Origin of the sequence: Nonomuraea sp. NPDC049309 (genome assembly GCF_043196965.1) — a bacterium.
Taxonomy (GTDB): domain Bacteria; phylum Actinomycetota; class Actinomycetes; order Streptosporangiales; family Streptosporangiaceae; genus Nonomuraea; species Nonomuraea fastidiosa.
On the sequence record NZ_JBICSH010000004.1, the window covers coordinates 59,435 to 74,074 of the forward strand.

Genomic DNA, 14,640 nt, shown 5'->3' on the forward strand with positions numbered 1-14,640 from the left:
TGCCCCCGGAAACCCCTGGAGTCCAATGTGAACGCTAACAAGTACGTCGTCGGAGTGGACTTCGGCACGCTGTCGGGACGTGCCGTCGTCGTACGCGTCAGCGACGGCGCCGAGCTGGGCAGCGCCGTCCACGAGTACGCGCACCGCGTCATCGAGCACACCCTGCCCGGCACCGACGTGCGCCTCGGCCCCGACTGGGCGCTGCAGTCGCCGCAGGACTGGCTCGATGTGATCAAGAACGCGGTGCCGCAGGCGATCGCCGCCGCGGGCGTGCCGGCCGCCGACATCATCGGCATCGGCACCGACTTCACCGCCTGCACCGTGCTGCCGACGAAGGCCGACGGCACGCCGCTGTGCTTCGAGACACCGGATGAGCCGCACGCCTGGCCCAAGCTGTGGAAGCACCACGCCGCGCAGCCGCACGCCGACCGCATCAACGAGCTGGCCGCGCGGCGCGGCGAGAGCTGGCTGCCCCGCTACGGCGGCAAGATCTCCTCGGAGTGGGAGTTCGCCAAGGCGCTGCAGGTGCTGGAGGAGGCCCCCGAGGTCTACGCCAGGGCCGAGCGCTGGATCGAGGCCGCCGACTGGATCATCTGGCAGCTCACCGGCGTGGAGAGCCGCAACATCTGCACGGTCGGCTACAAGGGCATCTTCCAGGATGGAAGCTACCCGTCGCGGGAGTTCCTGGCCGAGCTGAACCCCGGCTTCGCCGACTTCACCGCCAAGCTCGCCACCGGCCAGGTCGGCGACGACGTCAACGGCGTCACGCTGGCCCCGCTGGGCGGTCTCGCCGGGCGGCTCACCGCGCAGGCGGCCGGGTGGACCGGCATCCCCGAGGGCGCGGCCGTCGCCGTCGGCAACGTGGACGCCCACGTCACCGCGGCCGCCGCCGACGCCGTCAGGCCCGGCCAGATGGTCGCCATCATGGGCACCTCCACCTGCCACATCATGCCGAGCGACCGGCTGGCCGAGGTGCCCGGCATGTGCGGCGTCGTCCAGGACGGCATTGTGCCGGGGCTGTGGGGCTACGAGGCCGGACAGTCCGCGGTCGGCGACATCTTCGCCTGGTTCGTGGAGAACTTCGGCACCGAAGGCCACGACGAGCTGACCGCGCTGGCCGAGAAGCAGGCCGTGGGCCAGCACGGCCTGGTCGCGCTCGACTGGTTCGGCGGCAACCGCTCGGTGCTGGTCGACCACAACCTGTCCGGCGTGATCGTCGGCCAGACCCTGGCCACCAAGCCCGAGGACGTCTACCGGGCGCTCATCGAGTCCACCGCCTACGGCGCGCGGATGATCGTCGAGACGTTCGAGCAGTCGGGCGTGCCGGTCGAGGAGTTCGTGGTGGCCGGCGGGCTGCTCAAGAACTCCTTCCTCATGCAGGTCTACGCCGACGTCCTGCGCCGTCCCCTGTCGGTCATCGGCTCCGACCAGGGGCCCGCGCTGGGCTCGGCCATCCACGCCGCGGTCGCCGCCGGCGCCTACCCCTCCATCGAGGAGGCCGCCGCGGCGATGGGCAAGCGCACCGAGCGGGCCTACGAGCCCGACCCGGCCCGCGCCGACGCCTACGACCGGCTCTACGCCGAGTACCGCAGGCTGCACGACTTCTTCGCCGACGGACGGATGCTGCACACGCTGCGCGCGATCAGGAACGAGGCAAGCGCATGACTTCCCCCGATGTGACCACTCTCCGCAAGACGGTCGCGGACCTGCACGCCGAGCTGGTCCGCTACAACCTGGTGGTGTGGACGGCCGGCAACGTGTCGGGCCGCGTGCCGGGTGAGGACCTCTTCGTCATCAAGCCGTCAGGCGTCTCCTACGACGAGCTGACCCCCGACAACATGGTCGTGTGCGACCTGGACGGCAACCTCGTCGAGGGTGAGCACTCGCCGTCCAGCGACACCGCCGCGCACGCCTACGTCTACCGCAACATGCCCGACGTCGGCGGCGTCGTGCACACCCACTCCACCTACGCCTCCGCCTGGGCCGCCCGCGGCGAGGCCATCCCGTGCGTGCTGACCGCGATGGCCGACGAGTTCGGCGGCGAGATCCCGGTCGGGCCGTTCGCGCTCATCGGCGACGACTCGATCGGCAAGGGCATCGTCGAGACGCTCAAGGGCCACCGCTCCAAGGCCGTGCTCATGCAGAACCACGGGGTGTTCAGCATCGGCAAGGACGCCAAGGCCGCCGTGAAGGCCGCCGTGATGTGCGAGGACGTCGCCCGTACGGTGCACATCGCCCGCCAGCTCGGCGACCCGCTGCCCATCGCGCAGGACGACATCGACCGCCTCTACGACCGCTATCAGAACGTCTACGGACAGAGGAGCCCGCGTTGACAATCTGGTTTCTGACCGGCAGCCAGGGGCTGTACGGCGAGGACACGCTGCGCCAGGTGGCCGAGCAGTCCCGGCGCATCGCCGAGCAGCTGCCCCTGCCGGTGGAGTGGAAGCCCGTCCTGACCGACGCGGCGGCCATCCGGCGGGTGATGCTGGAGGCCAACGCCGACGACGACTGCGTCGGCGTGATCGCCTGGATGCACACGTTCTCGCCGGCGAAGATGTGGATCGCCGGGCTGGACGCGCTGCGCAAGCCGCTGCTGCACCTGCACACGCAGGCCAACGTCGAGCTGCCGTGGGCCACCATCGACATGGACTTCATGAACCTCAACCAGGCCGCGCACGGCGACCGCGAGTTCGGGTTCGTGCAGACGCGCCTCGGCGTGCCGCGCAAGACGGTGGCGGGCCACGTCAGCGACCCGGCGGTGGGCGAGCGCATCCTCGCCTGGCACCGGGCCGCGACGGGCCTCGCCGAGCTGCGCACGCTGAAGCTCGTCCGCTTCGGCGACAACATGCGCGACGTGGCGGTCACCGAGGGCGACAAGGTCGAGGCGCAGCTCCGTTTCGGCGTCTCGGTCAACACCTACGGCGTGAACGACCTGGTCGAGGCCGTGGACGCCGCCTCCGACGCCGAGGTGAGCGCGCTCGTCAAGGAGTACGAGGAGCGCTACCGCGTCGTGCCCGAGCTGCTCGGCGAGCGCAACGAGTCGCTGCGCTATGCGGCCAGGATCGAGCTGGGCCTGCGCGGCTTCCTGGAGGCAGGCGGCTACAAGGCGTTCACCACGAACTTCGAAGACCTCGGCGGGCTGCGCCAGCTCCCCGGCCTGGCCGTGCAGCGGCTGATGGCCGACGGCTACGGCTTCGGCGGCGAGGGCGACTGGAAGACCTCGGTGCTGGTGCGGACGCTGAAGGCCATGACCGGCAACGAGGGCGGCACCTCCTTCATGGAGGACTACACCTACAACCTGACGCCGGGCCAGGAGCTGATCCTCGGCGCCCACATGCTGGAGGTCTGCCCGTCGATCGCGGCGGACACGCCGTCGTGCGAGATCCACCCGCTCGGCATCGGCAACCGCGAGGACCCGGTGCGGCTGGTGTTCGACGCCGAGCCCGGTCCCGCCATCGTGGTGGGCCTGGCCGACATGGGCGACAGGTTCCGCCTGGTGGCCAACGAGATCGACGTGGTCGCCCCGCCGCAGCCGCTGCCCAAGCTGCCGGTGGCGCGCGCGGTGTGGAGCCCGCGCCCGAACCTGCGCACCTCCACCGAGTCCTGGCTGACCGCGGGCGGCCCGCACCACACGGTGCTGTCGAAGGCGGTGGGCCGCGAGGAGCTGACGGACCTGGCCGACATGCTGGGCGTGGAGCTGGTGATCATCGACGCCGACACCACGACCGAGCGGTTCGCCAAGGAGCTGCGCTGGAACCAGGCGTACTACCGGCTGGCCCAGGGTCTGTGAGCCCGGCGGGTCCCCGCGCCGGGCTCACAGACCCGGCGCGGGGACCCGCGGCCACCCGCCGGAGGCCGGCGGGTGAAGTTGTGGGAAGGTGAACCACGTGACGCTGACCAATTGGGCTGGAAACACCACATTCCACGCGAAAGAAGTCCATCATCCGACGTCCCTCGACGAGCTGCAGCGGCTCGTCGCGGGCAGCAGCAGCGTGCGGGCGCTGGGCAGCGGCCACTCCTTCAACCACGTCGCCGACACCACCGGCGACCTGGTGGTGCTGGACCGCATGCCCGAGCTCGTGGAGATCGACAGCGCCGCGGCCACGGTGCGCGTCGGCGCCCGCACCACGTACGCCCAGCTCGCGCCGCGGCTGCACGAGGCCGGGTTCGCGCTGGCGAACATGGCCTCACTGCCGCACATCTCCGTCGCCGGCTCGGTCGCGACCGGCACCCACGGCTCCGGCGTCACCCAGCCGGGCCTCGCCTGCGCCGTCTCCTCGATCGACCTGGTCACCGCCGACGGCTCGCTGCTGACGCTCTCGCGCGGCGACGCCGACTTCCCCGGCGCGGTCGTCTCGGTGGGGGCGCTCGGCATCGTCACCTCCCTGACGCTCGACCTGGTGCCCGCCTTCGAGCTGCGCCAGTACGTACGCGAGGGACTGACCCCCGACGCGTTCGCCGACTTCGACGCGATCATGGCGAGCGGCTACAGCGTCAGCCTGTTCACCGACTTCCGCGACACCCGCGTCTGGCTCAAGCGCGAGGACGAGCTGACCGACGCCGACTGGTACGGCACCACGCCCGCCGACGGCCCGCGCCACCCGCTGCCCGCCATGCCGCCGGACACCTGCACCGGCCAGCTCGGCGTCCCCGGCCCCTGGTACGACCGGCTGCCGCACTTCCGCGCCGACTCCCCGCCCAGCGGCGCCGGCGACGAGCTGCAGTCGGAGCTGCTGCTGCCCAGGGAGCACGCGGTCAAGGCGCTGCGCGAGCTGTTCGCGATCGGCGACCGCATCCGCCCGGCCCTGCAGATCTCCGAGATCCGCACCATCGCCGCCGACGACCTGTGGCTGAGCCCGTTCAACGGCCGCGACACCCTCGGCATCCACTTCACCTGGGTCAGGGACGTCGATACCGTCATGCCCGTGCTGGAGCTGGTCGAGCGGACGCTGGCGCCGTTCGACCCGCGGCCGCACTGGGGCAAGCTGTTCACCCGGTTCCCCGAGTGCCCGCCGCGCTTCAAGGAGCTGGTGCGCAGGCTCGATCCCACGGGCAAGTTCGCCAACGCCTTCACCCGCGTACTGCTGGGGGAGTAGCGCACCCGCGCGGGGCTGCGCCGCATGACGTAGCCCCGCACCGGTCCGCCAGACGATGTGCCGCGCCCGCCCGTCGGCGATCGTGAAGGGCATGACGGATCACCCCTTCAGATTCGGCGCCGTCGCGGGACGGGCGCCCGGTGCCGCCGCCTGGACCGGCCTCGCCCGCAGGGCCGAGAGCCTGGGATACGACACGCTGCTGGTGCCCGACACGCTCGACACGTTCTCGCCGTTCCCCGCCCTGGCCGCGGCCGCCGCGGCGACCACGACCCTGCGCCTTGGCACGTACGTGCTGAGCGTCGCCAACCGCACCCCGCGCGCGGTCGCGTGGGAGACCGAGACCCTCCAGGAGCTCAGCGGCGGCCGGTTCGAGCTCGGTCTCGGGGCCGGGCGGCCGGACGCCGAGCAGGACGCGGCGGCGCTCGGCGTGCCCTACGGCACCCCGGGCGAGCGCGTCGACCGGGTCATGCGGACCATCGACGCCGTGAAGGACACGCGGATCCTCGTGGCCGCATCGGGCCCCAGGATGCTGCGCCTGGCCGCGCAGAAGGCCGACACGATCGCGCTCGGCCTGCCCATCCACTACACCGAGGAGCAGGTGGCGACCAGGCTGGACGAGCTGTACGAGCTGTCCGGCGACCGCTTCCACGACCTGGAGCTGGCCATGAACCTGGCCTTCGCCGGCGAGGACCCGCCGGACTGGGTCGCGAGCCGCTTCGGGCTCACCGGCACCGGCGTGCTCATCGGCACGCCCCAGCAGATGGCCGACACGCTGCTGCGCCGCCGCGACGCCCTCGGCGTGTCGTACGTCTCGGTGAACGCCCAGTGCCTGGAGGCGTTCGCGCCCGTCGTGGAACGCCTGGCCGGAACCTGACAGGAGCTGACAGGTTAGCCTGCCAGGCTGTCCCCATGACCCGGATGACAGCCAAAGGAACTTTCGATATCACCGTCTGGACACCGCAGCCGCCGGTCCACGAGGGCGACGGCGTCACGATCCAGCTCGTCACCCTCAACAAGACCTGGCGCGGCGACCTGACCGGAAGCAGCGTCGTCACCATGCTGACGGCCACCACGCCGGTGGAGGATTCGCGCTCGTACGTGGCCATGGAACGCTTCGAGGGCACCCTGCACGGCCGGTCGGGCTCGTTCGTGGTGCAGCACGACGGCGTGAGCGACGCGGGCGCTCAGTCGGCGCTGATCAGGGTCGTACCGGAATCGGCGACCGGCGAGCTGCGCGGGCTCAGAGGCGAGATCGGCATCACCATCGCGCCCGACGGCACCCACTCGTACAGCTTCGACCACACGCTCTGAGCACGCCTTCGGCCGGACGTTCCGAGCCGCCTCGCGGTACCGGACAGTGGCGGTAAAAGCGGTGGCCTCGCGGGCGCCGCCCGTGAAACGGTCGAGTCCTGATGATCCGATGGAGCGAGTCAGGACACGAGCGATCGGCGCCCTGGCGATCCGTGCTGGGCGCGCCGCCACCCGCCCGCGTGGTCGTCGCCGACGACCGTACCCGAGCCGCCACCGCGTACCGGCTGGCCTGCGAGGGCACCGCGCTGCTGTGGCGCGGCGACTTCCACAACGCGCGGCAGCTGCTGGCCGCGATGGGGCGGCGCGGCAAGCCCGCCGCCCCCGGCAGCGGCTTCCACCGCTACCGCCAGGCCCGCGCGCAGCGCGCCCGCGTGCTCGGCATGCTGCTCATCCCGTACGACGCCGATCACGTGGTGCCGCTGCGCCGCGCCCCCGACGTGCGGCAGGCCTGCGCCGCCGTGCACGGCCCGCACGCCCCGCCCGCGGTCGGCCCGCTGCGGGAGCTGCTCGGCCTGATCGGCGCGCAGGAGTGGCGGGTGAAGGGCGTGCACGTGCCCGCGCTCGGTGCCCGCATCCACCCGCACTACGGCGTCTTCTCCCCGGTCAGGGGCGAGTACGTCGATCTGGTGGCGCGGGCGCCGCTGCCCGGCGACCGGCTGGCCTTCGACGTCGGCACCGGTACGGGCGTGCTGGCGGCGGTGCTGGCCAGGCGTGGGGTGCGCCGCGTGGTGGCCACCGACCTCGACCCGCGGGCCGTCGCGTGCGCGAGCGACAACCTCGCCAGGCTGGGACTGGCCGGGCGGGTCGAGGTGATGGAGACGGACCTGTTCCCGCCGGGCCGCGCGCCGCTGATCGTCTGCAACCCGCCGTGGCTGCCGGCCAAGCCGGTCACGCCGCTCGACCACGCGGTCTACGACCCGGGCGGGCGCATGCTGCGGGGCTTTCTCGACGGGCTCGCCGAGCATCTCGAGCCCGGGGGCGAGGGCTGGCTCGTCCTGTCGGACCTGGCCGAGCACCTGGGGCTGCGAAGCCGGGCCGAGCTGCTCGCCGCGTTCGAGCGGGCGGGCCTGCGGGTGGCCGGCCGCCTCGACGTGACGCCGCGGCACCGGCGTCCCGGTGATCCTGACGACCCGCTGCACGCCGCCCGCGCCGCCGAGGTGACCTCGCTCTGGCGGCTGCGCCGCTGACCGCGGCCCTCCCCGCGTCTCGCCTGCCGGGCCGCGGCGCGCCCGCATGTTAGCCGGGGCCTCTCCGCGGCAGAGGAGACGTATGCATATTGCGGGGGTACAGACCGTTTTGCCGGAAAATCGGTACGGGCAAGCGGAGATCACCGAGGCGTTCTCCCGGCTGACCGACTGCGACGAGGAGCTGCTTCGCCGGTTCCATGCGGCCACCGGCGTCCAGGGCCGTAACCTCGCCCTGCCCCTCGCCGACTACGCCAAGCTCGACTCCTTCGCACGCGCCAACGACGTCTACGTCGAGCGCGCCCTGGAACTCGGCGAACAGGCGCTCGCCGGAGCCCTGCGCAAGGCCGACATCCCTCCGGAGAAGGTCGATCTCCTGCTGTTCTGTTCGACCACCGGGCTGTCCACGCCTTCGCTCGACGCTAAGATCGCACAGCGGATCGGGCTGCGGCCGGACGTGAAACGGGTGCCGGTGTTCGGGCTCGGCTGCGCCGCCGGGGCGTCCGGGCTGTCCCGCCTCCACGACTACCTGCGCGGCTGGCCGGGACACGTCGCCGTGCTGGTCTGCGTGGAGCTGTGCTCGCTGACCATCCAGCGCGACGACACCTCCATCGCGAACCTGATCGCCAGCGGGCTGTTCGGCGACGGCGCCGCCGCCGTCGTCGCCACCGGGCGCGGGTCCGGGCCCGAGGTCGTCGCCACCCGCAGCCGCCTGTATCCCGACACCGAGCACCTCATGGGCTGGAGCGTCGGCGAACACGGCTTCCGCATCATGCTGGACGCCGACCTCACCACCTTCGTCGAAGAGGTGCTCGCCGCCGACATCAAGGCGTTCCTCGCCGACTACGGGCTCACCACCGACCAGGTCGCCACCTGGATCTGCCACCCCGGCGGCCCCAAGGTCATCGAGAAGATCGCGGGCACGCTCGGCCTGCCGCCCAAGGCGCTCGACGTGACCTGGCGATCCTTGCGCGAGAACGGCAACCTGTCGTCCGTGTCCGTCCTTCACGTCCTGCAGGAGACCCGGGGACGGCCGGGCACCCCCGCCGTGCTGATGGCCCTCGGCCCCGGCTTCTCCGCCGAGCTGCTGCTGCTGCACTGGTGAGCGCCTACCTCGTCCTCATCGGGCTGGTCGTCATGGAACGGCTGGCCGAGCTCGTCGTGGCCCGGCGCAACCTCGCCTGGGCCCGCGCGCGGGGCGGCGTCGAGCACGGCAGGGGGCACTACCCGTTCATCGTGCTCCTCCACGTGGCGCTGCTCGCCGCCGCGCCCGCCGAGGTGTGGCTTTCGCACCGGCCCTTCCTGCCCGCGCTCGGCTGGCCCATGCTGGCCCTCGTCCTGCTGGCCCAAGGGCTGCGCTGGTGGTGCATCCGCACCCTCGGGCACCGGTGGAACACCCGCGTCGTCGTGGTCCCCGGCCTGCCGCTCGTCGACCGGGGGCCGTACCGGTGGTTCCGGCACCCCAACTACGTGGCGGTGGTCGCGGAGGGCATCGCGCTGCCCCTCGTCCACACCGCCTGGGTGACCGCCGCGGCGTTCACCGCCGTCAACGCGGCGCTGCTCGCCGTGCGCATCCGCGTCGAGGAGCGGGCTCTGGCACTCTGAGGTGCCATGAACGACGTGCTGACCATGATGCGCGAGGCGGCGGGACGCACCGCCGACCTCGTCGAGAGCGTGACCGGCGACGAGCTGTCGCTGCCCACGCCCTGCTCCGACTACGACGTCAAGGGCCTGATCAACCACCTGGAGTGGGCCATGACCCTCTTCGAGTCGGTGGGCGAGGGCGGCGGGTTCCCGCCGCAGAAGGAGTACACCGGCGACTTCCGCGCGCGGGCCGAGCGCATGCTCGCCGTCTGGGAGCGTCCCGAGACGTGGGAGGGCGCGTGCGAGGCCATGGGCGGCCTGCCCAAGGCGACGCTGGCCCGCATGGCGCTGACCGACCTCGTCGCCCACGGCTGGGACCTCGCCAAGGCGACCGGCCGCGACTTCGAGGCGTCGCAGGAGGCGGCCGAGCTGCTGGCGGAGTTCGCCGCGCGGCAGGCGCCGACGGGGCGGAAGATGGGGGCGTTCGGGCCCGAGGTGAAGGTGCCGGACGACGCACCGGCGCTCGACAGGTTCCTCGGGCTCATCGGACGCGACCCGGCCTGGAAACCGTGACGTCCTGAGCGCACGGACCTCACCCGTCACAAAGCATCACGTGATGATCGCGGTTTGTGCTCGCTTGCATCACCGGCCCGGCCGGGCCGTGCGGCATTCCGTCGTACGGCTCGGAGGTGTTGAGATGAAATTTCGGCCTTTAGCGGCGAGCATCGGCCTGGTGGCGCTCTTCGGCCTGGCGGCCTGTGGCGGTGGCGGCGCCACGAGCAGCGACATGCCCGCGCCGGCCCGGCAGCCGGGCGTACCGGAGAGCCGGATGTCCGTCCCACCCGGCAAGCAGGCTGAGCGGGACGCCGAGGACACCACGACGGCGCAGATCTCCACGTTCGCGCTGGACGTGGACACCGCCTCGTACGGCTACGCCCGCCGCGCGCTCGAGGAGGGCCGCCGGCCCGCTCCCGCCGAGATCCGCCCCGAGGAGTGGGTCAACGCCTTCAGGCAGGACTACGCGCAGCCCTCCGACGACGGCTTCACCGTGCACGTGGACGGCGCCATGCTGCCCGGCCGCGACGAGGCCGTCATGCGGGTGGGCCTGCAGACCCGCGCCTCCGACCCGGCCGCCCGCCGGCCCGCGAACCTCACGTTCGTGGTGGACGTGTCCGGCTCGATGGCCGAGCCGGGCCGCCTCGACCTGGTGAAGTCGGCCCTGCTCAAGCTGCTCGACCAGCTCGCGCCCGGCGACCAGGTCTCCATCGTGTCCTTCAGCGACGACGCCGACGTGCTGGCCAGGATGACCCCGCTCACCGCCAGGGAGGAGCTGCGCGCCGCGGTCGACGAGCTGGCCATCGGCGGGGGCACCGACCTGGAGTCCGGCCTGGTCGCCGGCTACCAGGAGGCCGCGAAGGCGTACCGGCCCGCCGCGACCAACCGCGTCATCGTGCTCTCCGACGGCCTGGCCAACCAGGGCGACACGCAGTGGCGGTCGCTGCTCGACCGGGTCAAGGACTACGCGGCCAAGCAGATCACGCTGCTCACCGTCGGCGTCGGCCGCGAGTACGGCGACGAGCTGATGGAGCAGCTCGCCGACAACGGCGACGGCATGGCCGTGTACGTCAGCACCCAGGAGGAGGCCGACAGGCTCTTCACCACGCAGCTGCCCGCCACCATCGAGCTGCGCGCCCGCGACGCCAAGGCCCAGGTCGTCTTCAACCCCTCCGTGGTGGAGAGCCACCGCCTCATCGGCTACGACAACCGCACCATCGCCGCCGAGGAGTTCCGCGACGACACCCGCGACGGCGGAGAGATCGGCCCAGGCCACTCCGTCACCGCCCTGTACGCGGTCAAGCTCAAGCCCGGCGCGCGCGGCCAGGTCGCCCAGGCCACCGTGCGCTGGCAGGACCCCGACACCAGGGCTGCGTCGGAGGCGAGCGAGACGCTGGCCTCAGCCGACCTGGCCGGCGACCTGTGGACGGATGCGTCGCCGCGGCTGCAGGTGAACGTCGTGGTGGCGGGGTTCGCCCTCTACCTGCGCGACAAGAAGGCGTTCGGCATGGACCTGCCCGAGCTGGCCGAGCACGCCGGCAGGCTCGCGCCCGTGACCGAAGACCCGATGGTCTCCGAGCTGGCGACGCTCATCGAGAAGGCCAGGTCGATCGCCTGATTCCGGGCCCGGGGTCCCGTCTCCGGCCGGGGCCCCGGGAAAAGGCGTGCAGAGAGGGTCTCAAAGTCGGATACACTCGTACCGGCACGCGGGGCTATGGCGCAGTTGGTAGCGCGCCTCCATGGCATGGAGGAGGTCTGGGGTTCGAATCCCCATAGCTCCACAGCGCGTGACGAGGCCGCTCCCGGGGTTCGGGAGCGGCCTTTTTCACGCCTTCTTGCCCGGCGGAGCCGTGGCGGGCTTTTCACGCCTTCTCTTTCGGAGCCGTAGCGCGTCCGCGCTGTTTCGAAGCCGCGGCCTGGACGTGGCCGGCGGCGCGGAACGTGCGGCGGTAGGCGAGCGGCGCGACCCCGACGGCCGCGTGCAGATGCTGGCGCAGCGAGACCGCGGTGCCGAAGCCCGCCCGCCTGGCCACCTCCTCCACGCCGAGGTCGGTCGTCTCCAGCAGGTGCCTGGCGTGGCGGATCCGCTGGCCGGTCAGCCACTTCGCCGGGCTCTGCCCGGTCTCCTCGCGGAAGCGCCGGGTGAACGTGCGGACGCTCATCTTGGCGTGCTCGGCGAGCGCGGCCAGGTCGAGCGGGGCGTCGAGGTTGGCGAGCATGTACTCGCGGGTGGCCGCCGTGCCGCCGCCGGGTTCGTCGGGCAGCGGCCGGTCGATGTACTGCGCCTGGCCGCCCTCGCGCCACGGCGGCATCACGCACCGCCGGGCCGCGGCGTTGGCCACCTCGCTGCCGTGGTCACGTCTGATCACGTGCAGGGACAGGTCGAGCCCGGCCGCCACGCCGGCCGACGTCAGCACGTCGCCGTCGTCCACGAACAATACGTCGGGGTCGAGCTCGACCTGCGGGAAGAGCCGGGCGAAGCGCGGCGCCTCGGCCCAGTGCGTGGTGGCGGGACGGCCGTCCAGCAGCCCGGCCGCCGCCAGCACGAACGAGCCCGTGCAGATCGACATGACGCGTGGCCGCCCCTGCAGCGCGGCGCGGAGCGTGCCGGAGATCGTGCCGTCCCGCAGCACCGGGCCCCCGTGGACGCCGGGCACCACGATGGTGTCGGCGGTGTCGAGCACGTCGAGGTCGTGGTCGGGCAGTACGGTGTAGCCGGCCGCGCAGCGCACCGGCATGCGGCCTTCCGAGCAGGTCACCACCTCGTACAGACGCTCGCCCGACGGCGCGCGCGCCGCAGGGAAGACCTGGCCGGGCACCCCGAGGTCGAGCGGCGCGAAACGGTCGAGCACCAGGACGGCGATGCGATGAAGCATGGCCGGATTCTTGCACATATTGGCTTTCCGGCCACTCGTGGCGATGAGCGGCGATCCTCCAGGATGTCCGCATGACTGTGCGCACCACCCCCGCCACCCGCCGCAGGGTGCACCGGGCCTGGTACGTGGCGGCCGTCGCGTTCGTGGCCATCCTGGGCGCGGCCGGCTTCCGCGCCACCCCCGGGGTGCTGATCACCCCGTTGCAGGAGGAGTTCGGCTGGTCCGCGGGCACGATCTCGTCGGCCGTCTCGATCAACCTCGTGCTCTACGGGCTGACCGCCCCGTTCGCCGCCGCCCTCATGGACCGCTTCGGCATGCGCCGCGTGGTCGCCGCCGCCCTGCTGCTGATCGCCGCGGGCAGCGGGCTGACCGTGCTCATGACGGCGAGCTGGCAGCTCCTGCTGTTCTGGGGCCTGCTGGTGGGCCTGGGCACGGGGTCGATGGCGCTGGTGTTCGCCGCGACCGTGGTGGACCGCTGGTTCGTACGGCACCGCGGGCTCGTCACGGGCGTGCTGACCGCCGCGGGCGCCACCGGGCAGCTCATCTTCCTGCCCCTGCTCGCGCACCTCGCCGAGGGCCCAGGGTGGCGCGTCGCCTCGCTGACCGTGGCCGGGGCGGCGCTGGCCGTGGTGCCGTTCGTGTGGTGGCTGCTGCGCGACCGCCCCGAGGAGGTCGGCACCACCGCGCTCGGAGCCGAGCCGGGCGCCGCGCCTCCCGCGCCGCCCACCGGGGTCAACGCGGCGGTCAGGGCCGTCACCGTGCTCGCGAGCGCGGCGCGCACCCGCCCGTTCTGGCTGCTCGCCGGCGGCTTCGCGATCTGCGGCGCCAGCACGAACGGCCTGGTCGGCACCCACTTCATCCCCGCCGCCCACGACCACGGCATGGCCGAGCCGGTCGCCGCGAGCCTGCTCGCCGTCATCGGGATCTTCGACATCGTCGGCACCGTCGCGTCGGGCTGGCTCAGTGACAGGATCGACCCCAAGGTGCTGCTCGGCGTCTACTACGGGCTGCGCGGCCTGTCGCTGATGGTGCTGCCCGGCCTGTTCGCCGCCACCACCGAGCCCAGCATGCTCATCTTCATCGTCTTCTACGGCCTCGACTGGGTGGCCACCGTGCCGCCGACCGTCGCCCTGTGCAGGAAGATCTACGGCGCCGACGGTGCCGTGGTGTTCGGCTGGGTGTTCGGCTCGCACCAGGTGGGCGCCGCCATCGCCGCCGCCGGCGCCGGCCTGACCCGCGACCACCTGGGCGCCTACGACCTCGCCTGGTACGCCGCGGGCGCTCTGTGCCTCCTCGCCGCCGGCATGTCACTGGCCATCGGGCATGCTAGAGGGCGATGAACGCCGAGCTTTATGTGTTGCCGCTGGTCGTGCGGATCGAGCGCGCCACGCCCCCCGAACGCACCGACGCCCTCGAGGCCGCCGCCAAGGCGGTGCTCGACCTGCTTGCCGACCCGGGGGAGTGGGCCGCCGAGGTGCACGCCTGGGAGGCGACAGGAAAGATCCGCAAGGTGGTGCGCAGGGCCAGGGGCGCCGAGTGGCGCCGCGCCGTCGCGCTGCCCGGCCGTACGATCGAGCACCGCACCGCCGAGGTGCGCGTGCACCCGCCCGTGCCGCTCGACGGCTGGCCCCGCGACCTCGCGAGGCTCCAGGTCAAGGGCACCGAGCTGACCGACACCGCACCACCCGGCCCCGCCGAGCCGCCCACCCTGTGGGAGAACCCGGCGCTGGAGATGTCCGCGGGCAAGGCCATGGCGCAGGCCGGGCACGCCGCCCAGCTCGCCTGGTGGGCCAGCGACGAGGGCGAGCGGGCGGCCTGGCGGGAGCAGGGGTTCCCGGTGACCGTGCGCAGGGCGGAGAGCGCGGCCGCTTTCGAGGCCATGGCGGCGGCCGGGCTGCCGGTGGTGCGGGACGCGGGCTTCACGGAGATCGAGCCGGGCTCGTGCACGTTCGTCGCCGACGCGCCGTGGCTGGCCGGCCGGGTGGCCCGCTCCTGATCGGCCCTTGACCGGCCGGGCGGCCTGCCCTGAGGGGA

14 protein-coding genes and 1 tRNA gene are annotated in these 14,640 nt (G+C 72.6%); 14 read left to right on the plus strand and 1 reads right to left on the minus strand.

The features are described 5' to 3' along the window. Positions 1-27: 27 nt before the first annotated feature. The 12 genes from araB (at position 28) to ACGFIM_RS25490 (ending at position 11,511) form a co-directional block, all read left to right on the plus strand. Positions 28-1,665, plus strand: a complete 1,638-nt coding sequence (gene araB, locus ACGFIM_RS25435) for a ribulokinase (RefSeq protein WP_393204304.1) — start codon at positions 28-30, stop codon at positions 1,663-1,665. Continuing rightward, complete coding sequence (locus ACGFIM_RS25440) at positions 1,662-2,333, plus strand: L-ribulose-5-phosphate 4-epimerase (protein WP_364067083.1); 672 nt, start codon at positions 1,662-1,664, stop codon at positions 2,331-2,333. The genes araB and ACGFIM_RS25440 overlap by 4 nt, the downstream gene beginning before the upstream one ends. Continuing rightward, a complete protein-coding gene (gene araA, locus ACGFIM_RS25445; protein ID WP_393204307.1) occupies positions 2,330-3,790 on the plus strand; it encodes an L-arabinose isomerase in 1,461 nt (486 codons plus the stop codon). Before ACGFIM_RS25440 ends, araA begins: the two co-directional genes overlap by 4 nt. A gap of 97 nt (positions 3,791-3,887) precedes the next feature. After that, positions 3,888-5,096: an FAD-binding protein gene (locus ACGFIM_RS25450; RefSeq protein WP_393204310.1), complete on the plus strand. Its 1,209-nt coding sequence runs from the start codon at positions 3,888-3,890 to the stop codon at positions 5,094-5,096. 91 nt (positions 5,097-5,187) lie between these two features. After that, a complete protein-coding gene (locus tag ACGFIM_RS25455) occupies positions 5,188-5,970 on the plus strand; it encodes an LLM class flavin-dependent oxidoreductase (RefSeq protein ID WP_393204313.1) in 783 nt (260 codons plus the stop codon). Positions 5,971-6,014: 44 nt separating this feature from the next. Beyond that, positions 6,015-6,407: a DUF3224 domain-containing protein gene (locus tag ACGFIM_RS25460; protein ID WP_393204316.1), complete on the plus strand. Its 393-nt coding sequence runs from the start codon at positions 6,015-6,017 to the stop codon at positions 6,405-6,407. A 101-nt stretch (positions 6,408-6,508) separates the two neighbouring features. Next, positions 6,509-7,594, plus strand: coding sequence for a methyltransferase (locus ACGFIM_RS25465; RefSeq protein ID WP_393204319.1), 1,086 nt, complete (start codon positions 6,509-6,511; stop codon positions 7,592-7,594). Positions 7,595-7,676: 82 nt separating this feature from the next. Continuing rightward, entirely contained in the window at positions 7,677-8,696 is a 1,020-nt protein-coding gene (locus ACGFIM_RS25470; RefSeq protein ID WP_393204322.1) for a type III polyketide synthase, read from the plus strand. Next, positions 8,693-9,196 carry an isoprenylcysteine carboxyl methyltransferase family protein gene (locus ACGFIM_RS25475; protein WP_393204325.1) on the plus strand — a complete coding sequence of 168 codons (504 nt, stop codon included), beginning with the start codon at positions 8,693-8,695 and terminating at the stop codon, positions 9,194-9,196. Before ACGFIM_RS25470 ends, ACGFIM_RS25475 begins: the two co-directional genes overlap by 4 nt. 6 nt (positions 9,197-9,202) lie before the next feature. Beyond that, positions 9,203-9,748, plus strand: coding sequence for a TIGR03086 family metal-binding protein (locus ACGFIM_RS25480; RefSeq protein ID WP_393204328.1), 546 nt, complete (start codon positions 9,203-9,205; stop codon positions 9,746-9,748). A gap of 124 nt (positions 9,749-9,872) precedes the next feature. Further along, entirely contained in the window at positions 9,873-11,348 is a 1,476-nt protein-coding gene (locus tag ACGFIM_RS25485; RefSeq protein ID WP_393204331.1) for a von Willebrand factor type A domain-containing protein, read from the plus strand. 90 nt (positions 11,349-11,438) lie between these two features. Then, positions 11,439-11,511 (plus strand) — tRNA-Ala (locus tag ACGFIM_RS25490). An 81-nt stretch (positions 11,512-11,592) separates the two neighbouring features. Here the strand turns inward: ACGFIM_RS25490 and ACGFIM_RS25495 are convergent. Then, positions 11,593-12,606 (minus strand): GlxA family transcriptional regulator, encoded by a 1,014-nt coding sequence (locus ACGFIM_RS25495; RefSeq protein ID WP_393204334.1) that lies wholly within the window; start codon positions 12,604-12,606, stop codon positions 11,593-11,595. A gap of 71 nt (positions 12,607-12,677) precedes the next feature. Here ACGFIM_RS25495 and ACGFIM_RS25500 point away from each other — a divergent pair, with 71 nt between their 5' ends. Further along, positions 12,678-13,946: an MFS transporter gene (locus ACGFIM_RS25500; protein WP_393204337.1), complete on the plus strand. Its 1,269-nt coding sequence runs from the start codon at positions 12,678-12,680 to the stop codon at positions 13,944-13,946. After that, complete coding sequence (locus ACGFIM_RS25505) at positions 13,943-14,602, plus strand: peptidyl-tRNA hydrolase (RefSeq protein ID WP_393204340.1); 660 nt, start codon at positions 13,943-13,945, stop codon at positions 14,600-14,602. The genes ACGFIM_RS25500 and ACGFIM_RS25505 overlap by 4 nt, the downstream gene beginning before the upstream one ends. Positions 14,603-14,640 lie beyond the last annotated feature (38 nt).